Source organism: Halorubrum gandharaense (assembly GCF_054654575.1).
On the sequence record NZ_BAAIET010000001.1, the window covers coordinates 169,464 to 190,756 of the forward strand.

26 protein-coding genes, 1 tRNA gene and 1 pseudogene are annotated in these 21,293 nt (G+C 68.4%); 16 read left to right on the top strand and 12 right to left on the bottom strand.

What is annotated here, in order from left to right; all coding sequences use genetic code 11:
• Window positions 1-14: 14 nt before the first annotated feature.
• Complete coding sequence (locus tag ACYQ07_RS00815; RefSeq protein ID WP_459876042.1) at window positions 15-1,220, top strand: NAD(P)/FAD-dependent oxidoreductase; 1,206 nt, start codon at window positions 15-17, stop codon at window positions 1,218-1,220.
• Here ACYQ07_RS00815 and ACYQ07_RS00820 read toward each other — a convergent pair.
• Complete coding sequence (locus ACYQ07_RS00820) at window positions 1,211-1,801, bottom strand: hypothetical protein (protein WP_459876045.1); 591 nt, start codon at window positions 1,799-1,801, stop codon at window positions 1,211-1,213. The genes ACYQ07_RS00815 and ACYQ07_RS00820 overlap by 10 nt on opposite strands.
• A gap of 195 nt (window positions 1,802-1,996) precedes the next feature.
• Here ACYQ07_RS00820 and ACYQ07_RS00825 point away from each other — a divergent pair, with 195 nt between their 5' ends.
• Window positions 1,997-2,563, top strand: a complete 567-nt coding sequence (locus ACYQ07_RS00825) for a halocyanin domain-containing protein (protein WP_459876048.1) — start codon at window positions 1,997-1,999, stop codon at window positions 2,561-2,563.
• A 549-nt stretch (window positions 2,564-3,112) separates the two neighbouring features.
• Window positions 3,113-4,051, top strand: a complete 939-nt coding sequence (locus ACYQ07_RS00830) for a ring-cleaving dioxygenase (RefSeq protein ID WP_459876051.1) — start codon at window positions 3,113-3,115, stop codon at window positions 4,049-4,051.
• Between the two features lies 1 nt (window position 4,052).
• Here the strand turns inward: ACYQ07_RS00830 and ACYQ07_RS00835 are convergent, their stop codons facing one another.
• Together ACYQ07_RS00835 and ACYQ07_RS00840 are read right to left on the bottom strand one after the other, a co-directional pair.
• Complete coding sequence (locus ACYQ07_RS00835) at window positions 4,053-4,571, bottom strand: hypothetical protein (RefSeq protein WP_459876054.1); 519 nt, start codon at window positions 4,569-4,571, stop codon at window positions 4,053-4,055.
• 156 nt (window positions 4,572-4,727) lie between these two features.
• Window positions 4,728-4,868 carry a hypothetical protein gene (locus ACYQ07_RS00840; protein WP_459876056.1) on the bottom strand — a complete coding sequence of 47 codons (141 nt, stop codon included), beginning with the start codon at window positions 4,866-4,868 and terminating at the stop codon, window positions 4,728-4,730.
• Between the two features lie 150 nt (window positions 4,869-5,018).
• On the opposite strand from ACYQ07_RS00840, the gene ACYQ07_RS00845 reads away from it, so the two are divergent.
• The 4 genes from ACYQ07_RS00845 (at window position 5,019) to ACYQ07_RS00860 (ending at window position 7,234) form a co-directional block, all read left to right on the top strand.
• The gene (locus tag ACYQ07_RS00845; protein WP_459876059.1) at window positions 5,019-5,624 is read left to right on the top strand and encodes a metal-dependent hydrolase; all 606 of its coding nucleotides are present in this window, start codon (window positions 5,019-5,021) and stop codon (window positions 5,622-5,624) included.
• Window positions 5,625-5,690: 66 nt separating this feature from the next.
• A complete protein-coding gene (locus ACYQ07_RS00850) occupies window positions 5,691-6,356 on the top strand; it encodes a hypothetical protein (RefSeq protein WP_459876062.1) in 666 nt (221 codons plus the stop codon).
• Window positions 6,353-6,985 (top strand): DUF2238 domain-containing protein, encoded by a 633-nt coding sequence (locus ACYQ07_RS00855; protein ID WP_459876065.1) that lies wholly within the window; start codon window positions 6,353-6,355, stop codon window positions 6,983-6,985. Before ACYQ07_RS00850 ends, ACYQ07_RS00855 begins: the two co-directional genes overlap by 4 nt.
• Before the next feature lie 63 nt (window positions 6,986-7,048).
• Window positions 7,049-7,234: a hypothetical protein gene (locus ACYQ07_RS00860; protein ID WP_459876068.1), complete on the top strand. Its 186-nt coding sequence runs from the start codon at window positions 7,049-7,051 to the stop codon at window positions 7,232-7,234.
• A gap of 604 nt (window positions 7,235-7,838) precedes the next feature.
• Here ACYQ07_RS00860 and ACYQ07_RS00865 read toward each other — a convergent pair.
• The 3 genes from ACYQ07_RS00865 to ACYQ07_RS00875 form a co-directional block, all read right to left on the bottom strand.
• Entirely contained in the window at window positions 7,839-8,282 is a 444-nt protein-coding gene (locus ACYQ07_RS00865) for a hypothetical protein (RefSeq protein ID WP_459876071.1), read from the bottom strand.
• Between the two features lie 5 nt (window positions 8,283-8,287).
• On the bottom strand, window positions 8,288-8,806 hold the full coding sequence (locus ACYQ07_RS00870; RefSeq protein WP_459876074.1) for a DUF7342 family protein: 519 nt from the start codon (window positions 8,804-8,806) through the stop codon (window positions 8,288-8,290).
• A gap of 155 nt (window positions 8,807-8,961) precedes the next feature.
• A tRNA-Arg gene (locus ACYQ07_RS00875) sits at window positions 8,962-9,036 on the bottom strand.
• Window positions 9,037-9,240: 204 nt separating this feature from the next.
• On the opposite strand from ACYQ07_RS00875, the gene ACYQ07_RS00880 reads away from it, so the two are divergent.
• The 3 genes from ACYQ07_RS00880 to ACYQ07_RS00890 all read left to right on the top strand — a co-directional run bounded on the left by ACYQ07_RS00880 (window position 9,241) and on the right by ACYQ07_RS00890 (window position 11,356).
• Window positions 9,241-10,083, top strand: a complete 843-nt coding sequence (locus tag ACYQ07_RS00880; protein WP_459876077.1) for a geranylgeranylglycerol-phosphate geranylgeranyltransferase — start codon at window positions 9,241-9,243, stop codon at window positions 10,081-10,083.
• Between the two features lie 132 nt (window positions 10,084-10,215).
• Window positions 10,216-10,824 (top strand): RAD55 family ATPase, encoded by a 609-nt coding sequence (locus ACYQ07_RS00885; protein ID WP_459876080.1) that lies wholly within the window; start codon window positions 10,216-10,218, stop codon window positions 10,822-10,824.
• Window positions 10,825-10,933: 109 nt separating this feature from the next.
• Window positions 10,934-11,356: a CoA-binding protein gene (locus tag ACYQ07_RS00890; protein ID WP_459876082.1), complete on the top strand. Its 423-nt coding sequence runs from the start codon at window positions 10,934-10,936 to the stop codon at window positions 11,354-11,356.
• A gap of 27 nt (window positions 11,357-11,383) precedes the next feature.
• Here ACYQ07_RS00890 and ACYQ07_RS00895 read toward each other — a convergent pair whose 3' ends face one another.
• The gene (locus ACYQ07_RS00895) at window positions 11,384-12,556 is read right to left on the bottom strand and encodes an MFS transporter (RefSeq protein ID WP_459876085.1); all 1,173 of its coding nucleotides are present in this window, start codon (window positions 12,554-12,556) and stop codon (window positions 11,384-11,386) included.
• Window positions 12,557-12,694: 138 nt separating this feature from the next.
• The gene (locus ACYQ07_RS00900) at window positions 12,695-13,399 is read right to left on the bottom strand and encodes a metallophosphoesterase family protein (RefSeq protein ID WP_459876088.1); all 705 of its coding nucleotides are present in this window, start codon (window positions 13,397-13,399) and stop codon (window positions 12,695-12,697) included.
• Window positions 13,400-13,527: 128 nt separating this feature from the next.
• Here ACYQ07_RS00900 and ACYQ07_RS00905 point away from each other — a divergent pair, with 128 nt between their 5' ends.
• The 5 genes from ACYQ07_RS00905 (at window position 13,528) to ACYQ07_RS00925 (ending at window position 18,943) form a co-directional block, all read left to right on the top strand.
• A complete protein-coding gene (locus tag ACYQ07_RS00905; RefSeq protein WP_459876091.1) occupies window positions 13,528-14,196 on the top strand; it encodes a hypothetical protein in 669 nt (222 codons plus the stop codon).
• Window positions 14,196-14,888, top strand: coding sequence for a metal-dependent hydrolase (locus tag ACYQ07_RS00910; protein WP_459876094.1), 693 nt, complete (start codon window positions 14,196-14,198; stop codon window positions 14,886-14,888). Before ACYQ07_RS00905 ends, ACYQ07_RS00910 begins: the two co-directional genes overlap by 1 nt.
• 23 nt (window positions 14,889-14,911) lie before the next feature.
• Window positions 14,912-15,061: a hypothetical protein gene (locus tag ACYQ07_RS00915; protein ID WP_459876097.1), complete on the top strand. Its 150-nt coding sequence runs from the start codon at window positions 14,912-14,914 to the stop codon at window positions 15,059-15,061.
• 76 nt (window positions 15,062-15,137) lie between these two features.
• Window positions 15,138-17,288 (top strand): hydantoinase/oxoprolinase family protein, encoded by a 2,151-nt coding sequence (locus ACYQ07_RS00920; protein WP_459876100.1) that lies wholly within the window; start codon window positions 15,138-15,140, stop codon window positions 17,286-17,288.
• Complete coding sequence (locus ACYQ07_RS00925) at window positions 17,285-18,943, top strand: hydantoinase B/oxoprolinase family protein (RefSeq protein ID WP_459876102.1); 1,659 nt, start codon at window positions 17,285-17,287, stop codon at window positions 18,941-18,943. The genes ACYQ07_RS00920 and ACYQ07_RS00925 overlap by 4 nt, the downstream gene beginning before the upstream one ends.
• 14 nt (window positions 18,944-18,957) lie before the next feature.
• Here the strand turns inward: ACYQ07_RS00925 and ACYQ07_RS00930 are convergent, their stop codons facing one another.
• The 4 genes and pseudogenes from ACYQ07_RS00930 to ACYQ07_RS00945 all read right to left on the bottom strand — a co-directional run.
• On the bottom strand, window positions 18,958-19,284 hold the full coding sequence (locus ACYQ07_RS00930; RefSeq protein WP_459876106.1) for a DUF5789 family protein: 327 nt from the start codon (window positions 19,282-19,284) through the stop codon (window positions 18,958-18,960).
• Between the two features lie 47 nt (window positions 19,285-19,331).
• Window positions 19,332-19,754: a JAB/MPN domain protein-containing protein gene (locus tag ACYQ07_RS00935; RefSeq protein WP_459876109.1), complete on the bottom strand. Its 423-nt coding sequence runs from the start codon at window positions 19,752-19,754 to the stop codon at window positions 19,332-19,334.
• Complete coding sequence (locus tag ACYQ07_RS00940; protein ID WP_459876112.1) at window positions 19,751-20,449, bottom strand: hypothetical protein; 699 nt, start codon at window positions 20,447-20,449, stop codon at window positions 19,751-19,753. The genes ACYQ07_RS00935 and ACYQ07_RS00940 overlap by 4 nt, the downstream gene beginning before the upstream one ends.
• Before the next feature lie 86 nt (window positions 20,450-20,535).
• Window positions 20,536-20,826, bottom strand: a pseudogene (locus tag ACYQ07_RS00945) (DUF5779 family protein); the annotation flags it as partial.
• Window positions 20,827-21,014: 188 nt separating this feature from the next.
• Here ACYQ07_RS00945 and ACYQ07_RS00950 point away from each other — a divergent pair.
• Window positions 21,015-21,170, top strand: coding sequence for a DUF7563 family protein (locus ACYQ07_RS00950; protein ID WP_459876115.1), 156 nt, complete (start codon window positions 21,015-21,017; stop codon window positions 21,168-21,170).
• The last annotated feature ends 123 nt before the right edge of the window (window positions 21,171-21,293 follow it).

Here is a 21,293-nt window from a genome sequence, read left to right on the forward strand (position 1 = left end):
TCTCCGCCCAGTCAATGCACGTCGTCGTGCTCGGGGGCGGCTACGCCGGCCTCGTCACCGCCACGAAACTGGAGGAGCGACTTCCGGAGGACGCCGACCTCACCGTCATCGACGAGACGGGCGACCACCTGATCCAACACGAGCTTCATCGGGCGATCCGTCGCCCGGAGTTCGTCGACGAGATCAGCCTCCCGCTCGCTGAGCTACTCGACGACGCGACGGTGCGAGAGGCAACGGTCAGCTCCGTCGACCGTGAGGAGCGCGTTGTCGAGCTGGAGAGCGGCGTCGAGCTCCCGTACGACGCCGCCGTCGTCGCACTGGGTGCGGAGACGGACTACCACGGGGTACCGGGTGCTCGCGAGCACGGGACGCCGCTGAAGCGGCTCCCGCACGCCGCGCGGATCCGCCGGACGTTCCGCGAGGTGGCGGCCGCGGGCGGTGGCCGCGTGGTCGTCGTCGGTGCCGGACTGTCGGGCGTCCAGACTGCCGGCGAGCTCGCCCAGTTTGCGCGCGAGGAGGGCGTCGCCGACCACGTTTCCGTCGTGCTGCTGGAGGCGGGTGACCGGATCGTCCCGGGGTTCCCCGAGGAGTTCCGTGCGGCGACCCGCGAGGAGCTCGCGCGGCTGGACGTGGAGATCCGGGCGGAGACGCCAGTGACGCGAGTGGGCCCCGAGGAAGTCGTGCTGGAGGAGGAAGGGGAGGGAGAGGACGACGAGGGCACGCTCCCGTACGACCAGCTCGTGTGGACGGGCGGGGTGCGCGGTCCGGAAGCGCTCGGCGGGGAGCGCGAGCCGGTGGACGCCACGTTCGCGGTCGACGACCGGACGTTCGTCGTGGGGGACGCGGCGCGGGTGCAGGACGCCACGGACGCCGAGGTCCCGGCGAGCGCGCAGGCCGCGGTTCGGGCTGCGCCGACGGTCGCGGCGAACGTCCGTGAGACACTGGCGGCCGCCGAGGCGGACCGCGAGCCCGAGTTCGAGACGTGGACGTTCGAGACGCCGGGCTGGCTCATCTCCGTGGGCGATGGGGCCGTCGCTCAGCTCGGGCCGACCACCTTCACGGGCGCGAGCGCGAACCTGATCAAAAGTGCCGTCGGGATCACCTATCTCGCCGACCACGGCTCGCTGTCGGACGCACTCGACGTGCTGCGTGAGGAGGTGGCCGCCGAGCGCTCGCTACTCGACGACGTGCGCGAGGCAGTCGAGGAGGGTCAGTCGTAGGAGACGAGCTCGTCGTCCACCTTCCGGAGGCTCTCGGCCAGCCGCGAGTTCGGCGGGACGGCGTCGAGAAACGCCGGCGACCCGAACGGGGCGTCAGCGTTGACGGACAGAAAGCTCAGATCCGACGGCCCGCCGTCGAGGCCGATGAGGAACGCGACCTTGCGGACCGCGGGCACGTCGTCGACGCTTGCCGCAACGTCGACGGAGCCGTACAGCGAGGCGTGGGTGGCGACGTGGTGGACGCAGGTCGGCGTGGGCGCGAACAACAGCAGGAAGTGGACGCCGGGCTCGGTACGTCCGAGTTTCCGACGGATCGCGTGCGCATTATCATCGTAGAAGTAGCGTTCCATCCGGCGGAACTGTCTGAGGACGGCGTTTGCCCCCGTGGCGCGGCGGACGGCGGCGTCGCCTTTCAGCTCCACCACACGGTCGACGCGCTCCGGCGTCTTCGTCCGGACGTACACGTCCGCGACGCCTCGGCTCGACCCGGCCTCATACGGCTCCTCAAGGCGGATCTCGGCGTCGTCGTGGACGACATCGTAGTGGTCGACGACTCGCGTCGCGAGCTCGTCCTCCCGCATTCGACGAACTCTTGCCGGGGGCGGGGTTAAACGCGCCGCTTCCTGACGGGAACTGGAGATGCTCGCCTGACCACGTCACTTATATACTCTCAAACATGCGAATTTGAGTATTTCGGCAGTTTCACAGGTGTGAGAAACCCGAATTCGCTACTGGCATCACGGGGTTTGTATACGTGCGCCACCAAGGTTCAGCTGATGTCCCAAAAGCTCTCGCGACGGCAGTACGCGGCCGGAACCGGATCGGTGCTTACGCTCGGCGTGCTCGCGGGCTGTGCGGACGACGACGCCGAACCCGACGCGAACGGCGGCGCCGGCGGTGATGGCGACGACGGGGACGATGACGGAAACGGAATGAACGGCGACGAGAACGGCGACGAGAACGGTGGTGACGTGCCGTCCGAGATCGACGAATACCTCGCGGACGCGCGGCTGTACGAGGGCTCCATCGAGGACCACACCGGCGAAGACGAGGTCGAAGTACTCGTCGGCGGCGGTCCCGACGGACTCGCGTTCGATCCGCCGGCGATCCGGATCGACGCCGGCACCACCGTCCGCTGGGAGTGGACCGGCGAGGGCGGCCAACACAACGTCGAATCGGACGAGGAGTCCGCGTCCGACTTCAGCAGCGGCGACGCGGTCGACGACCCCGACGAGACGTTCGAGCAGTCGTTCGACGACGACGGTATCCAGCTGTACGCGTGTACTCCACACATCGGCGTCGGGATGCTCGGCGCGATCGACGTCGTCGACGCCGACGAGTAGACCGGCGCCCGCGATCGGTGACGGCGTGGGGTTCAGGTGACCCACGGCATCGTCGTCGGTCGTCCGTTCTCCGCGTATATTTTCAATGAACAGGAGTGCGGAATTGGCCGTGTATTATATCCCCGCTCCCCCACTTCATGAACCTGCAACACGAGACATCCTCGTCCAGTGGGTGTTGACGGTTGCGGCATTCCAGCGTTTGCCCCCTCGGGGGTGAACGTTAGGAACATACCGTGAGTCACACATGCTAGCGACTGCCGACGCGATCGTCGTCGCCACGTCCCGGATTCCGCGGATCACGGGTGGATCTGCAGTTGGCTCGCCCGTGGACACCATGGGCAGTCGGAATGCCGCGCCCCCAATGGGGAGATTCCGTCCGACGGCCGGCGTTCCCGGGAATGCGGGTCTTTCGTCGCTCCGCGGCGGGGTGCTCGGTTCCCGCTCTCATCGCCGTCGGCTTTCGGGTCACAATTATCGAGTAACCCCGGCGTCACCCGGTCGCGTTCGGGTTCGCGCGGGCATAAGTGGCTGGCGTGTCTCCATACGTGTATGAGCAGCCACCTTGCCACGCCAGGACTCCACCACGTCACCGCCATCGCCAGCGACCCGAGCGAGAACCACGCGTTCTACACCGAAACGCTGGGGCTCCGTCTCGTCAAGCGCAGCGTCAACCAGGACGATGTGGGCGTCTACCACCTGTTTTACGCCGACCACGCCGGCAACCCCGGGACGAGCATGACGTTTTTCCCGTACGTCGGCGCCCGGCAGGGACAGGTCGGGACGGGGCAGGCCTCAACGGTGTCGTTCACGATTCCCGCCGAGAGCGTCGACTACTGGACGGACCGGCTCGCGGCCGAGGGCGTCGACGCGGAGATGTTCGAGCGGTTCGGGGATACCGTGATTCGGTTCGCGGACCCCGACGGCCTCCCGCTCGAACTCGTCGCCCGCGAGGACGCGCCCGCCGGCGATCCCCCTGAAGGACCCGTTCCGGAGGGGCACGCGATTCGCGGGTTCTTCGCCGTCGAGCTCTCGCTGGGCGCGCCCGGTCCAACCGTCGACCTGCTTGAGGCGATGGGGTACGCGGAGACGGACCGGGACGACGACGAGGGCCGTATCCGGTACGCGACCGACGGCGAGCTCGGCTTCGTCGTCGACGTGCTCGCCGACCCGAACGCTCCTCGCGGGGTTCCGGGTGCAGGGACGGTCCACCACGTCGCCTACCGCGTGACGACCGACGAACAGGAGTCGTGGCGGGGCCTCCTACAGGAGCACGGGCTTCGCCCGACCGAGGTGATCGACCGCAAGTGGTTCCGCTCCGTCTACGCCCGAACGAACGGCGGCGTTCTCTTCGAGTTCGCCACGCAGGAACCGGGGTACGACGTGGACGAGCCCTTGGAAACCCTCGGCGAGAAGCTGGTGCTGCCGGAGTGGCTGGAGGGACGCCGCGAGGAGATCGAAGCCGACCTGCCGCCGCTGTCGACGGAGTGACCTAGCGGAGACAGGACCAGCGCACGTCGACGATCCGGTCGTCAGCGCTGGTGACGGTCGGGCGCTGGAGATGGTCGTTGGCGTTGGCGCCGGCGTCCGCAAGTCGGGTGAGCGCGTCCTCGATCGAGCGCTCGGAGCGCTCGACGGCCGCGCTCCGGTCGTAGGGGGCATCCCGCGGCGCGTCCGCGGAGTTGGTGACGCGGATCGCGTTCGTGAGCTCGCTGCCGATGGCGTACGGCGGCTGGTGGAAGTTCCAGTCCCCGACGGAGAGGTGGAGCCACGCGTCGCCGTTGATCGCGTGGTACTCGCCGACGACCGCCGACGGGTCGTGTGCGACCACGCGGGCGATCACCTCGCTTTTGAGGCGGTAGAGGGCGTTCTTCCGTGCGGAACAGACGTTGCTCCGGGTGGCGTCGCCGCGATCGTAGGCGTCGGTCGCCTCGTCCGAGAGCTGCTTTGCGACCTTGTTGACGACGTACAGCGATTCGAGCAGGTCGTCCGTCGGTTCGAGTGGGTCCACGGTGGCTCCTCGCGGCGGGGCCGCGACTGACCCCCTCTCGGGGACTCGCGCCGATAGGCGTTTCGCCACGGAGGGATGCCGGCGGGCGCTGCCGGGTCTCCGTCCGGTCCCCACCGGGGCGCTCGCCGACGACCGCTCCCGGTCCTGACCGAGGACCTACCCCTCAACAGGGGTGACGTTCTTCGCGTCCCGGTGTTGCTCCGCCTGCAACGAAAGGTAGGTGAAGTAGCACATGGCAGCCATGATGGCGAACAGTGCGACGACCACGACGCCGACGACGAACGAAACGGGGTACATCAGTGGTCGAACGAACGCCACCCACGACTCTCAATCTCGCTCGGGATTATCCGGTCTTTTAAACATCACCACACCACGTTTCCGGTGGGATTCGGGGACGCGACAACGCCTTAAGCGTCCGTCACCTCCTTTCTGTAGAGGCGATATAACGTGATGCTCCCCACCCACGCGGTCGTCGGGCTCCTGCTTGGGCTGCCGTTGGCGGCGCTCAATCCGGAGCTGGCGCCCGTGGCGCTGTGGGCGGCGCTGCTCGGCGGCGTCGTCCCGGACCTCGACCTGTACGCCGGCCACCGCCGGACGCTCCACTACCCGACGGGATACGCCCTCGCGGCGCTACCCGCGGGTGTCGCGGCGCTGTTGGCGCCGAGCTCCGCCGTCGCGCTCGCCGCGATCGCGTTCCTGCTCGGCGCGACCGCCCACTGCCGGATGGACCGGTACGGCGGCGGGCTGGAGCTCCGGCCGTGGGAGGGCACCTCCGAGCGTGCCGTCTACGACCACGTGCTGGGGCGCTGGCGTCGCCCCAAACGCTGGGTGCGCTACGACGGCTCCCCGGGGGACCTGCTGCTGTGTGGAGTCGCGGCCGCGCCGCTGCTCCTCCTGCTCGACGGCCTGCTGTGGGTCGTCGTCGCCGGCGCGCTCGGCGTCGCGATCCTCTACGTCACCCTTCGGCGGTGGCTCGCGGCGCTCGCGCCGACCGTGTTCGGGGCGCTTCCGGAGCCGGTCCGCGAGCACGTCCCCGAGCGCTACGTCGAGTAATCCTCCGTTAACCGTCCCGCGACCGGTGCCGCCCACTTTTAAGCGTGAGCCCCACATCCGACCTGTATGAGCAACGACGATCCGCCGGCGGACGGCGGCGTAGACGGTGGCGAGGACGACGACGTGCTCGCACGGCTGTTTCGTGACGGCAAGACCAACGCGATCATCGCGTGGGTGCTGGTCGCGGTGTTGCCGCTCGTCGCGATCGAGAGCTTCCTCGACGCCGACTGGCTCTGGCTCGGCTTCGTGGCGGCCGCGACCGCCGTCGTACTGGTCCCGCCGGTCGCCCACCGCAATCCGCGGATGATGCTCCCGTGGGAGCTGCTGGTGTTGGCGCTCGCGCCGATCCTCGTCCGGGCGCTCGCCGGCGGCGAGCTCGGCACGTTCGGCTACTACCTCTCCGTCGCGGGGCTGGCGTTGCTGGTGACCGTCCAGCTGCACATGTTCACGGACATCCAGCTCACCCACTGGTTCGCCGTCTTCTTCGTCGTGCTGACGACGATGGCGTCCGTCGCCGCCTGGTCGGTCGTCCGCTGGAACGCCGACCGCCACCTCGGGACCGAGTTCCTCATGGGGCCCGGCGTCTCTCAGGACGCCGCCAACGCCGCGCTCATGGTAGAGTTCTTCTGGGTCACCCTCGCGGGCCTCTTCGCCGGCCTGCTGTTCGACGCCTACTTCCGGCGTCGAGGACGCGCCCTTCGCCGTCACCTCCGACGGGTGGTGCGCCGATGAGCCGACTGCTTCCCCGGCCTGACGAGCGGACGCAACGCCGGCTCACCCGCGGGATGCAGATCGTGCTTGCGGCCATCGTCGCCTACGGGCTCGTCGCCGGCGAGCCCAAGGCGATCACGAACGGCTCCGTCGCGTTGTTGATCACGTTCGCGCCGGCGATATTCGAGCGCAACTACGAGGTGCCGCTCGACCCCTGGCTCGGGCTCTGGATCACGCTTGCCGTCTTCCTCCACACGATGGGGTCCGCCGGGCTGTACGCGCAGATCGGCTGGTGGGACCACCTCACGCACGCGATGTCGGCGTCGCTGGTCGCCGCCATCGGCTACACGTTCGCGCGCGCCGTCGACCTCCACCACGACGAGATCCACCTCCCCCCGCGGTTCGCGTTCGTCTGGATCGTCATCGTGGTGATGGCGTTCGGCGTCATCTGGGAGCTGTTCGAGTTCGGGCTCGACCTCCTCGCCGAGGAGACCGGGATCCAGATGCCGCTGGCGCAGTTCGGCATCGACGACACCGTCCGTGACATGATGTTCAACACGCTCGGCGCCGTGCTCGTCGGGCTGTTCGCGCAGGTGCACCTCTCCGGCGTCGCGGAACACCTCGTCGACGAGCTGCTCGGCGGCGACTGACCGGCCGAACGAGTTTCGTCGCCGCCGGAAGCGTTACCCCGCTTCCGGGCAACCATCTTCGTGATGTCCGAAGAGAAAAAGGACCGATTCAAGCGTATCGACTCGGCGATCGACCGCGTCCGCGAGGAGGTCGACGAGCTCGCAGACGAAGGGAAGGAAGCCGGCGGCAAGGCCTCGAAGGAGGCCCGCGAGGCGATCGACTCGCTCGAAGCGAAGATCGAGAAGCTGCGCAAACGCGACGAGAAGTAGAGCGGTTCGGTCGCCGTGCGCACCCTCACGCACATTGCGGAGGATGTCGCGCGGGAGTGCGGACGCCGCCGGATTTTTGTCAGCGTGACGCCCACTACATCGAACAGTGCTGCGAGCAGCTAGTCAGGGGGGTGCCCATTGCGCTGATCGTCGAAGGTGGAAACATGTACGGGACCACGCGGTGGGGACTGGCGTACTTGTCTGAGGACCTCGATGCCGGGCATCCCCTCGATGGAGTGTTGACGAATACCTAAAGAATGATTGAGAAATCCCTCGTTAGTAGATCCGTTAACATCAACCATTATACCGAATTGAGAGAGAAATTTCTGAACACATATGAAATTCCTGAGAATACAGAACCCATTAAATATTATTTTGGCAGTATCGTGAAATCAAAAATCCCATTGATGCGGGTGGGTCATGGACAGATAGTAGTGAATCCAACTCACAAAATCAATTTCAGTTACTTTTGACACTTTCGCTCGGCCGCTTCCTTCACGCTAAGGTTGACACCCTTGTCTATTCGCCCATTATATCTCATTAGTTGTCACCCAACTGATTTTGATTACAAATGAAACCTTCGTAAGCCATTATTTTGATGATCTCAGTCATTGCTAAGACGATTACCAAGTCGGTCCATAATTTCCCAGAGCAGCGGAATTGGCTGATGATTTTCAAAAGAAACAGCCTCATACCTGTATTTTTCTTCGTCCGATAAGCGCTGTTGAAAGTGTCCCCATCCATCCACATGAGGGTTCGGCTCGTGATGCCACCCGCAGTCGAATCCTGAGGAGTCGCTATAGTGAAATGCGAACTCTGGGTTCGCGTCGGCAGCCTCTCCTGCGTACCAACGAATTGTCAGGGTTGCCTCCGCAACGTCTCTGTCGAGAATGGAAGGAGAGAGCGTGACAATTACACGGGTAAATTGTCCAGATGGTTCCCCGCTGGCGTGTTTGACGGCAGGATGCCGCTTCACAGTTTGACGAAGTTCAAGCAGGACTGTGTGCGATGCTCGTCCGGGTTCGTAGCCGCCGTCGAATGCGAACATCCGCGTTAGGCTGTGGCAGGAGTACTACCAGCGTAATCTGAGTAGTGCTTGATCGCATCCTCGACGAGTCGAAGACGGTACGCAACGATATCCCAATCATTTGCAGTTCGACGCATTTCGTGGGTCTTTGCGGCAGAATTAGCGTGTGCTGCCTTCTCCCGAAGGGCGCTTGGAGAATCAGAATCATACTGGGCTTGCCACTCCTCCACTTGCTCTTGGAGGTCGCCTCGCAACTGGAGGAGACCGTCGCGGTCGCGACCGTCAAGGAGGTCACGAAGGGCCTGCATACGTGTGTAAAGCGGGTCTGGCGCGTAATGGGTTGCACTACCTTCCGTGATGGTCTGGAGTACGTTCATCTCGACGAGACGTTGGAGATGACCGCGTGCAGTGTTCCCCGCAACATGAGCCTGATTTGCAATCCAATCTGCTGACCGAGGCTCAGAAACCGTCATGGCAACAGAACGAACGCGGTCGAACGCACTCTGGTGTTCTTTCCAGCGTTCGGCTCCTCGTGAATCACTCATAGGTGCAGGTAGTATTTCAGACACAATAATTCTACCGCAGGTACAAACTATTGAAATAGATGGCAGTAGAAGATACGCATCGATAATTGCTAGCTCTGCGCGCGAGATATTGCAGGGGATAAGAGTGACTTTGGCAGTAGTTTTATGGGGCAGAATGAGCGCTGGAGGATTTGAACCCCCGGCAACTTGGTCCGAAGCCAAGCACTCTATCCAGACTGAGCTAAGCGCCCGTGTTCCGTCGTAACCCGTTCGCCCGCTTAAGTCCCGCGGTTCAGGACGACGGGTGCAGGGGTCTCACGCACTCGGTGTGGCCGCCGCGGGCGTGTGTTGAGGCGCCCGCCGGCGGGCGCTGAGGGCCGTTCGCCGGCGCCCGTCCCGGCGGTCCTCCGCTGACTCCGCGCCTTTTAACGCCCTCGGCTGAGAAGGGGTCGTGTATGTCGGTCACTCGCCGTGCCCGCGGTCTGCTGGAGCTCACCCGACCCGGCAACGCGGTCGCGGCGGGCGTGTTGACCTTCACCGGCGCGTACGTCGCCGGCGGCGCCTTCGAGACCCCGCTGTTGGTCGCGGCTGCGGTGCTCGCAACGGGGCTCGCGGTCGGCGCGGGCAACGCAGTCAACGACTACTTCGACCGCGAGATCGACGCCGTCAACCAGCCCGACCGGCCGATCCCGCGGGGCGCGGTGTCCGCGCGCGGCGCGCTCGCGTTCAGCCTCGTGTTGTTCGCCGGCGCCGTGGTCTGTGCCCTCGTTCTCCCGACGACCGCGATCGCCATCGCCGTGGTGAACCTGCTGCTGTTGGTCGCGTACACGAAGCTGTTTAAAGGCCTGCTCGGGCTCGGCAACGTCGTCGTCGGCTTCCTCACGGGCTCGACGTTCCTGTTCGGCGGCGCGGCCGTCGGCGAGCCGCTCGGCGCCGCCGCGCTCGCCGTCCTCGCGGCGGTCGCGACGTTCACCCGCGAGGTGATCAAGGACGTCGAGGACCTCGCCGGGGACCGCGAGGAGGGACTGCGGACCCTGCCGATCGCGTTCGGCGAGCGAACGGCGACGACCGTCGGGCTCGCCGCGCTGGCGCTCGCGGTTGGCGCGAGCGTCGTCCCGTACCTCGACGGCACCTTCGGCGTCGCGTATCTCGCCGTGGTCGTCCCCGCGAATCTGGTGATGCTCCGGGCGGCGGTGCTCGCGTACGACGATCCGGCGACCGGGCAACGCCAGCTCAAATCAGGAATGTTGCTCGCCGTCGGGGCGTTCATCGCCGGGCGAACGGTGGCAATATGGTGAGAAACGCTCGCATGGCCGATCAAAAAGAATATTATCCGGAGACGGCATCTTTCCATCAGTTGATGGACACCGGTCGGACCGCCCGCTCTCTGAACCAGCGTCCGCCGCCGGCCGCCGCAGCGAGGCACACCCATGTATGACCTTGCTCCCCACCTCGACGCCGAGGTGGAGCCGGGAACGAACCTCCTGTTGACGGGGCCGCCCCTGACGGGCAAGCGCAAACTCGCGCTCGACATCCTCGCCGACGGGACGACCGGCGGGGACGGGTCGATCATCGTCACCACCAAGGACAGCGCCGAGCGCGTGCTCAAGGACTACAAAAAGCGCGTCGACTACGAGGGAAAACCCGTCGCCGTCGTCGACTGCGTCACCCGCCAGCAGGGCGTCGGCGACGTGCGCGACGACGACCGGATCAAGTACACCTCTTCCCCAGTGGACATGACCGGGATCGGGATCAAGCTCTCGGAGTTCCTCCAGGCGTTCTACCGCGACCGCGGTATCGAGCGCAACCGGATCATGGTCCACTCGCTGTCCACCCTCCTCATGTACGCGGACCTGCAGACCGTCTTTCGGTTCCTCCACGTGTTCACGGGCCGCATCCAGAGCGTCGAGGGGCTCGGACTGTTCTGCATCGACTCGACCGCCCACGATGATCAGACGATGAACACCCTGAAACAGCTGTTCGACGGCATCGTCACACTCTCGGAGGACGGCGACGTCTCCGTCCGGCTCGCCGAGTAGCGCTCGCCGAGTAGCGCTCGCCGGCGCTCTGCCCGACCCACCGTCCCCTCCCGCCGCCCAGTTCACTCCCCGTATTGCCTTTTAAGTCGCTACGCGACCATTCGTGACCATGCCAGTCACCGACGATGCCGCCCTCCGTGAGCTGCTCGACGCCGACACGATCGCCGTGGTCGGCTGCTCGACGACGCCCGGAAAAGCCGCCCACGACGTGCCGGCGTACCTCCAGCGACAGGGCTACCGGGTGATCCCGGTGAACCCCTTCGCGGACGAGGTGCTCGGCGAACCCGCATACGGCTCGCTCGCGGACGTGGAGGAGTCCGTCGACCTCGTCGACGTGTTCCGCCCGAGCGAGGAGGTGCCGGAGATCCTCGATGCGGTGCGCGAGCGGCACGCCTCTCGCGGGGACGCCGGCGACGTCTGGCTCCAGCTCGGAATTGCCCACGACGAGGTGACGGCCGCCGCAGAATCCGACGGGCTCCGCGTCGTGCAGGATCGTTGTATCAAGGTCGAACATCGACGCCTGCTCGGATAGGGTCCTCACCGCCGACTCACGCCGGTCTCAGTACCCCGTCCCGAGCGCGGCGTTCACGGCGAGCGCGAGGAACGCGGCCGCAAACAGTCCCGCGAGGATCGCGAAGGAGACGCCCCAGCCCGCGAGGTCGGCTGCAAGCCCGACGCCGAGCGAGCCCGTGGCACCCACGACGGTGTAGACGGTGCGGACGAGTCCGAAGCCGGCACCGCGCTCGGCGTCGCCCAGCACGTCCATGAACCGCGGGTCGATCGCCGAGAAGAAGCTGGACCCGAATCCGCCGAGCAGCACGCCAAGGACGATCCCTGCCCAGCCGGGCACGAGCACGAGCGCGGCGACGCCGGCCGCACCGGCGGCCATCGCGGCGCCGATGGCGGCGTCACGCCCGAGCCCGTCCGAGAGCCGGCCGATGACGACCTGTGCCACCGCGCGCATCACGAAGAACGCCGAGAAGACGCCGCCGGCAACCGCCGTCGAGACCCCGTGGAACTCCACGAGGAACGTGGGCAGGAACGACATCAACCCCTGCACGACGTAGGTGCCGACGGTGGCGACGAACAGCGGCAGGAGGATCTCGGGCCGCGAGAGGAGTTCGACGAGCGGCGCGAGCGCCAGCCGGTCGCGCATCGGCTGGTCGGGGCGCCGCGGCGGCGTCGGACGCACGCGCCAGACGAACAGCAGGAAGATGGGGACGCCGACGAGCGCGCTGGTGGCGACGGCGGGTCGCCAGCCGTAGGTGACCCCCACCCACGCGGCGGCGACGGGGGCGATGAGGCCGGCGAGGGGGCCGCCGACGGAGTGGAGCCCGACGGCGGTGCCGAGGTCGTCGAACGTCCGCGAGAGCAGCGTCGTCGCCACGGCGTAGTGGAGCCCCGCGACCAGCCCGAGCAGGACCGCCACGCCGACGAACGCCGGGTAGGCGGGCGCGAACGCGAGGAGCACGCTGGCGACGGTCGTCCCGCCGACGGCGATCAGAATGATGGGCCGCTCACCGAACCGGTCGGCGAGGATGCCCGAGGGGAACTGCGAGACGCCGTACGCCAGCCACATGCCCGAGAGCGCGACGCCGATCGCCGTGTTCGACACCTGAAAGTCCTCGACGATCAACGGCACCACCGGGCTGATCGCCATCCGCGCGAAGTAGGTGACGAAGAAGGCGAGCATACACAGCACCAGCACTGTGTGCCGATACTGCCAGTTCACCTGCCGACCCCTCCGGAAACCGGCTGCGACGGGGACGGCGAACTCGTTCGCATCGGTCGTCGTTCACCGCCGGAGGGAAAGTAGCCGACGGTAGCGGCGGCTTTCGGTGGTGCCGTCACCACGTGAGGACTGCCCTGATCACTCACCGTGCCGCAGGCGCTTGCCGGTCCGTTCGGGCAGTCCGGCGGCCTCGACGGCCTCCACGACGTGCTCCACGTCGTACTCGACTCGACGAAGGTCGACGGCGTCCTCGTGTGTGCCCCCGCCCTCGGCATCGCCTTCCGACTCCGTCGGCGTGTCGAGCACGGCGTAGGCCGCACGCGGGTCGCCATCGCGCGGCTGCCCGACGCTGCCCGGGTTGACCACGAGGTGCCCCTCGGCTCTCTCGGCACCCTGCACGTGGGTGTGGCCCAGAACCAGCCCCTCGCCGTCGTCGAGATAGCGGGCCATATTCGGGAACTCGCCGGGGTAGACGTAGGCGTCCTCGCGTGTCGGGTGTGAGTGGACGAGCCGGTAGCGGCCGCCGGCGACGCTCGTCTCCGTCGGGAGTTGACGGAGCCACTCCAGCGCCTCCGACGAAAGGTTGCGCTTGGCGTACGCCAACCCGGCTTCGGCCATCCGGTTGGCGGCGTACCGCTCCGGCGTTTCGACCACGCGGTCGTGGTTCCCCTGCACGACGGCGTCCGCCTCCTCTCGAATCAGGCGGACGCACTCGACCGGCCAGGGGTTGTACCCCACCACGTCGCCGACACACGCCAGCGCGTCGACCGGTGGCATGTCGTCGAGCACCGCCTCCAGCGCCGGCAGATTCGCGTGGATGTCCGACACCAACCCGATTCGCATGATTTCGGACTCTCGGTCACGGCCCAAAGGGCTTCCGACGGCGTTCGCTGCCGCCGGCCCTGCCCCCGCCGACCGGGGCGGCCCGCAACCGACGGTGTGTTTATTTCCGGTGAGCGGATCCCCTCCATATGGCACCGACGTTGGTGAACGCCGCGCTCGGCGCGCTCGTTGCGGCCGCCCTCCTCGGGTTCGCCTTCGACCGCCGGTCGCTCGCGGTCGTGGTGGGCGCCGCCGTGTTCCCGAGCCTCGACGCGGTCGCCGGCCTCGTCGTGTTCGGCGCCACCAACGCCCTGTTTCACACCGTCTGGATCCCGCTCGCGATCGGGGGGCTCCTCTACTACGACACCGCCGTTCGCCCCTCCGAGAACTCCTGGCTCCGCCGTCGACACGGCGCCTATGGCGTCAGGGTGGGGTGGGTCGCGCTGGCGAGTCTCCTCGTCGCCGGCATCGCCCCGGACCTGTTCGGACGCGCCGGCGTCAACCTGCTGTACCCCTTCCACGACGCCTACTACCTCGTCCGGGGGCGACTGCTACTGTCGACACGGGAGGGGCTCGTCCAGACCGTCGTCTCCCTCCCGCATCTCGGTGCCGACAGTCCGGGCGTCCTCCCCTTACAGAGTCCCGGCACGACCGAGTCGTACACCATTCCGACCGCCGTGAACCCGGACGGGCGACCCGGGCTGGGTGGCGGCGACCGCGCCCACGAACTCTCCCTCCTCCGAACCGGCTGGCAGGCGGTCGTCGTCGCCGCCGCGGCCGCCGTGGTGGCGGTCCGCCGCTGGGAGGGTGATCTGTAATGCCCTCGACCGTGGTCCACGCCGGATTCGCGCTCCTGCTCGCCGCCGCGCTCCTGAAGGGGAGCTACGGCCGACGCGCGCTCGCCGTCGTGCTCGTCGTGATGGCGATCCCCGAAGCCGACACCCTGCTCGGGCTCGTGATGCCCGGCGCCCACCGGACGGTGGGCCACAACTTCGTGCTCCCCGCCGCCGCCGGCCTCCTGCTGTACTACGACACCCGCATCCGCGACGCCTCCCTGCTCCGCGAGTGGGTCGACGACTGGGGCGTGCGAGTGGCGTGGGTGGCGCTGTTCGCCCACTTGTTCGCGCACGTCTTCCTCGACTGGGCGCATCTCGATGGCGTCAACGCCCTCTGGCCGCTCCACGACGAGTTCTTCCGGCTGGAGGGGGAGCTGTACGTCTCCTCACGGGAGGGGCTCGTCCAGACGTTCGTCGACATCCAGCTCGACGAGGAGACGGGGCAACGCTCCGTCGACGCCGGCTCGACGGGCACCACGGAGACGGTCCACGTCAACAACCCCGTGGAGCCCGACGGCAGGCGAGATCCGGGGTCGACGGAGCCCGTCGACCGCCGCTTCCCGCTGGCCGAAGCCGGATGGCAGCTCTATCTCGTCGTCGCCGGCGTGTTCGTCGTCGCGGCGCGGGCGCTGCAGGGCGACGACGCCTCGCTCAGTGAGAAGACGGAGGTGTAAGCGGCCTGCACCGGCCTGTCCTCGTGGCAGTGGTCGTCGGCGCAAGCTACCCGGTCGCCGGCGTCGCGGGTGCCGCCGCGGTCGTCGGCGCGGTTGCCGGCGCCGCGGCTGAGAGACGATACGTGCGCAGCGACCCCGACTCGACCCGTGGAACGCCCCAGCTGGGGCGATGATGGCCGGCAGGGAGTGAGCACACCACGCTTCTCGTCGCCTTTATTCGCCGTCCCTCCGTTGGGATAGCCGAGAGACGTGGCTCCCGACACCGACCCGGCCCGACGGGCCGACACGACTGACTCGTCCGGCGCGATCCGCCTCGGCGTCGACGTGGGCGGGACGTTCACCGACGCCGCCCTCCTCGTCGACGGCGAGCTCGTCACTGCGAAGGTGCCGACGACCGCCGACGGGAGCGTCGGCGTCCTCGACGCGGTCCGGAAAGTGTGTGCGAGCGCCGGCGTCGACCCCGCCGACGTGGACGGGTTCACCCACGCAACCACCGTCTCGGTCAACGCCCTGCTGGAGCGGGCCGGCGCGCGCACTGCACTCGTCACCACCGAGGGATTCCGCGACGTGCTGGAGATCGGCCGACAGGACCGCCCCGCGCTGTACGACCTCGACGCCGAGAAGCCCGACCCGCTCGTCCCCCGGCGCCGACGGTTCGAGCTTCCCGAGCGAGCGACGACCGAGGGAGTCGAGACGCCGGTCGACCCGGAGGACGTGCGAGCGGTCGCTGAGCAGATCCGGGAGACAGACGCCGAGAGCGTCGCCGTCTGTCTGCTGCACGCCTACGCGCACCCCGAGAACGAGGCACGGGCGACGGATGTGCTTCGCGAGGAGCTCGACGTACCCGTCGTCGCCTCCCACGAGACGCTCCCGGAGTTCCGGGAGTACGAGCGCACCGCCACCACCGTCGCGGACGCCTACCTCACCCCCGGAGTCGACGGCTACCTCGGACGGCTGGTCGACCGCGCCGCGGACGCCGGCCTCCCCGTTCCGCGAGTGATGGCGTCGAACGGCGGCGTGATGGAGGCGAACGCGATCCGCGATAACGCCGTCGCCACGGTGCTGTCCGGCCCGGCCGCTGGCGTGGTAGGCGCCGCGGCGGCCGCGGGCCCGGACGCGGAGGCGGGCGTCGTCACCTTCGACATGGGCGGCACCTCCAGCGACGTGAGTCTGGTCAGCGGGGGCGAGGCCGCCAGAACCGCCGAGACCGAGATCGACGGCATCCCGATCCGGACGCCGACCGTCGACGTGGTGACCGTGGGCGCCGGTGGCGGCTCGATCGCGTGGGTCGATTCGGGCGGCGCACTCCGCGTCGGCCCCGAGTCCGCCGGCGCGGACCCCGGCCCTGCCTGCTACGGACAGGGTGGGACTCGCCCGACCGTCACCGACGCCGCCGTCGTCCTGGGCTACGTCGGCGACGACGCCGCGCTCGGCGGGGAGATCGGCCTCGACGCGGACGCAGCGTGGGAGACCCTCGCCGACCTCGCTGACGAGGCGGGGCTGGCGGACGCCACGGACGCCGCGCTGGGGGTTCACCGCGTCGCCGTCGCCCGAATGGCCCGCGCGATCCGGAGCGTTACCGTCGAGCGCGGCCACGACCCGCGGGAGTTCGGGCTGGTCGCGTTCGGCGGCGCGGGCCCGATGCACGCCGCCGCGCTCGCCGACGACCTCGACATCGAGCGCGTGCTGGTTCCCGGTCCAGCGGGCGTCTGCTCCGCATACGGGCTCCTGGCTGCCGACGAGAGCCACGACGTTGCCCGGACGGAGCGGTTCGCCCTCGACGACGTGGACCACGAGGTTGTCGAGAAGCGCTTCGAGAAACTGGAGGACCGGGCACTCGCGAACGTCTCGGATCCCGACGCGGCTCGCGTCGAGCGCGCGGTCGACTGTCGCTTCGAGGGACAGAGCTTCGAGCTGACCGTGCCCGCGAGCGACCCCTTCGACCCGGATACGCTCGGGGAGGCGTTCGTGGCGGCCCACGAGGAGGCGTACGGCTACGCGCTCGATACAGGAGTGGAGGCCGTGACGCTCCGGGTGACGGCGACCGTCGAGCGCGAGACGCCGCCGCCGGGCGGGGACGCAATGGGGGACGCCGGTGACAGTGATGGCGACGGCGCCGGTGACGCCGACGGCGACGGCGACGGTGTCGGCGGGACACGGATCGGCAGCCGCCCCGCGACCTTCCCCGAGGCGGGACGCGTGGACACCGCGGTCCACGACGGCGCGCGACTCGGCGCCGGCGCGACCCTCGACGGCCCTGCCGTCATCGAGCGCACCGAGGACACCACCGTGGTGCCGCCCGGCTGGACCGCCCGAATGCGCGAGAGCGGGACGCTGGAACTGCGGTTCGGGGACGGTGAACGTGAGGATGCCGACGAAGCAGAGGAGGTGCAGCAATGAGCGATCCCGACATCGACCCCATCACGCTCGAAGTGCTCCGGAATCGTCTGGAAGGCGTTGCCGAGGAGATGGGCCGCGTGCTCATCCGCGGCGCCACCTCCCCCAACATCAAGGAGCGGCGCGACTGCTCGACGGCGCTGTTCGACGCCGACGGGCGGATGGTCGCGCAGGCCGAGCACATCCCGGTCCACCTCGGGGCGATGCCCGAGGCGGTCGACGCGGTCCGCGACCGGGACCCCGAACCCGGCGACGTGTTCGTGCTCAACGACCCGTTCACGGGCGGGACCCACCTGCCGGACGTGACGCTCGTCTCGCCGATCGCCCCCGATGGCCGGATCCTCGGATACGCGGTTTCCCGGGCTCACCACGCCGACGTGGGTGGGATGACGCCGGGGAGCATGCCGGCGGGCGCCCGCGAGATCTACCAGGAGGGGCTGCGGATCCCGCCCACTCGACTCGTTCGGGCCGGCGAGCGCGACGAGGACGTGTTCGACCTCCTGCTCGCGAACGTTCGGAACCCGGGAGAGCGCCGGGCCGACCTCCGCGCACAGCTCGCGGCCAACGAACGAGCCGCCGACCGGATCGCGGAGCTGGTCGACGAGCGCGGACGCGAGTCCCTTTTGAGGGGCTTCGACGCCGTCATCGACTACGCCGAGCGCCGGGTGCGCGACGAGCTGTCCGCGCTCCCGGACGGCACCTACGAGGCGACCGACTGGCTGGAGGGCGACGGCGTGACCGACGAGGACGTGCCGATCCGCGTGGCGGCGACGGTCGACGACGACGAGCTCCGCGTCGACTTCACGGGAACGGCCGACCAGCTCGCGGGCAACTGCAACGCCCCGCTCGCCGTCGCGCGGAGCGCGGTGTACTTCGTCGTGCGCTGTCTCACCGACCCGGAGATCCCGCCGAACCACGGGTGTTACGCGCCCGTGACGGTGTCCGCACCCGACGGGTGCCTCCTCAACCCGAATCCCCCGGCGGCAGTCGTCGGCGGCAACGTCGAGACGAGCCAGCGGGTGACCGACGTGACCTTCGCCGCGCTCGCCGGCGCCGCACCGGATCGGGTGCCGGCGGGCTCACAGGGGACGATGAACAACCTCATCATCGGCAATCGTGGCGGGGTGGAGACCGGGGGCGATGGCGGCGACGGGGGCGATGGAGCCCCGTCGTTCGCCTACTACGAGACGATCGGCGGCGGGTTCGGCGGCCGAGCGTCGGCCGACGGGATGGACGGGGTCCAGGTCGGGATGACGAACACGCTCAACACGCCGGTGGAAGCGATCGAGGCCGCGTACCCCTCACGAGTCGAGCGGTACGCGCTCCGGCCGAATACGGGCGGGGACGGCGCTCACCGTGGTGGACTCGGGCTGGAGCGAATCGTCCGACTTCGCGCGCCAGCAACCGTCTCGCTGCTCACGGAGCGCCGTCGCCACGCGCCAAAAGGGGTTGCCGGCGGCGCGAACGGCGCGCTCGGCGAGAACCTGATCGACGGCGAGCCCGTCGGCGCGAAAACCACCGTCGAGGTCGAGGCGGGGTCGACGGTTACCGTCCGGACGCCCGGCGGCGGCGGACACGGCGATCCTGAGGAGCGGGAGCCCGTGGCTCGCGAGGAGGACCGAGCGGACGGGAAGGTGACTGACGACGCCGACCGCTGATCCCGCGGCGGAGTTTAAAAGGGGAGCGCGTCGCGAAGGTCGTCGAGGAAGCCGCCGCCCTGCTGGCGCGCCTCGTCGAAGACGGGGTACACCGCGTTCAGAAACTCCGTCTCGTTCTCGAACCGGCGGCTCGGCGCCCGGTCGACGACCTCCGAGAGCGCAAGCGTCCGCCCCGAGGCGTCGTAGGGGATCTCCGGGTCGCCGAGCTCACGGGTGATCTCCTCGCCCGTCGCGGGGAACGACACGTCCGCCTCCTCGATCCGGGCGTCGAGCGCGGCGATGCCGAACTCGATCGTCTCCGGCTCGGAGGATCCGCCGCCGCCGGGTGGGCGTGCTGCCATTGCCAGCCGTTACTGGCTCGGTCCCCTTTAAACCGCTGTCTGTGAGCTCACTCCGGCACCGACTCCTCGGGCGGCGCGGCGTCGACCACTCGGATCTCGACGCGATCGCCCGACCGGTCGAAGCCGGCGACAGTGCCCTCGTCGTACGGCGGCACCGCCACGAGCACGACGGCGGCGAGGTCGTCCGCCTCGCTCACGCCGAGTTCGCCGTCCGGGTGTGAGATGAACCGGGCTTTGCCGCGGCCGGCGGGGGTGCCGAGGTCGACGCCGAAGACGGCGTTGATCGACCCGCCCACGTCGGGCAGCGTGAAGTGCGTGAGCACGGGCGTCTCGGGGTCCCAGCCGGCGCCCGGAAGCTCGTCGAACTCGCCGGCGGGCGTCGCGGACAGCTCGATGCTGACCGCCGACGGGTGGCGGTCCTCGGCGTGTTCGAGCAGCACCGTCAACAGGTCGCGAGTGACGTGGATCACAGTCCGAGGAACGACTTTGCGGTGCTTGCGTAGAGGCCGGGCGCCTTCCGCCGGGCGTTCGCCAGCGCGTCGTCGATCGCCTCGCCCGCACGCTCGTGGACGCCGACGCCGTGGCCGACGAGGACGCGCTCGGGGTCGTAGCCGGAAAGGGCCCGTCGTGGGGGCGTCAGCCGCAACATCGGGTGGACGCCGAGGCGCTCACGGTCGCCGCGGAAGTAGGAGGCGGTGCCGAGCGACTCGGGAACGACGAGCGTCTCGCCGTCGAACAGTCCGACTTCCTGCCACGGCGGAAGCGAGGAGTTGCGGACGCGGATCGCCTCGAAGCCGGTGTCGGCCAGCCGGCTGCCGAAGCGTTCGACGGGCGCATCAAGGTCGCTCGCGACGCCAGTCATCCACTCGGGGATGTGGACCGACACGTCGTGGCGCGTGGCGACGGCGGCCGCATCCCGCTTGTGGCGGTCGAGCATGACCACGACGCCGGCGACCTCGCCGAACTCCGCGAGCAGATCGTCCAGCGCGGGGGCGTCAACGGGGTCGAGCACCCACACGTCGTCCGTCTCCGACTCCTCGTTGTGGACCGCGAGCGCGTGGCTGGCGCGCTCCATCCCCTCGTTCGGGTACGCGACCCACCCGACGCCGCCGTCGAACCGGTCGATCTCGTGGAGGTCGGGATCGCCGGGAGCCTTCATTGTCATAGCCGAATAGTGGGGCGCACGACGGTTAAATGGACGCTCGGCGGCGCAGCGGGTGGGGTACAAAAGGGGCGGGCCGGCGGGCGCTACTCGTCGAGCCGCTCGGTGTCGATCCGCTGTCCCGGGGGTGTGACCACGAGGAAGCCCCGGAAGTGCATCAGCTCGCCACCCATGTCCTTCACCTCGCGGGCGAACCCGGCTGCCAGCTCGTTGAGGTCGCCCTCGATCGACAACACCAGGGTGTTGCCGTAGTCGACGTTGCGCACCCACTCGTCCGGCTCCGTCGACCCGTCAAGAACGCCGAGTACGACATCGCCGCCGGCGAACGCCTCGTCGATCTGATCCTCGGCGTCCCGCAGGTCGAGGTCCCAGTCGCTCATACCCGACCCTCGCCGTACGCCGTCAAAAGGGTTCGGTACAGCAGATGCCGCCGACGAACCCCATGCCCCGCTCGTCGGAATAACGCGATATTTGACGGTATCCGGTGGTGTTCGGCGGAGATGAACGAATCCCGAGGATCATCGTCGGCCCAAAACACTACTAAACATGAACACGTACTGCAGGGTACATGCCGGAATGTAGGAACTGCAGTTCGTTCGTCACGGAGCGGTACGTTCGAGTGTTCGCGCCGCCGGGCTACGAGGACGTGCGCGTCTGTCCGAGCTGTGAGGACAAGGTTCGCGACGGTGCCGGCGTTCGCGAGGCTCGGTCGAAGCGCGTATAGCGACGACGCGTTCGCGGGCGACGCATGAACGACCCGCGAACGACGGCGAGACTGCAAGACGGCGAGAGGGCCTCCCGTTCCCTGTCCGACCCCTATCCGCCGATTCCGGAGCAGATGCGGTGG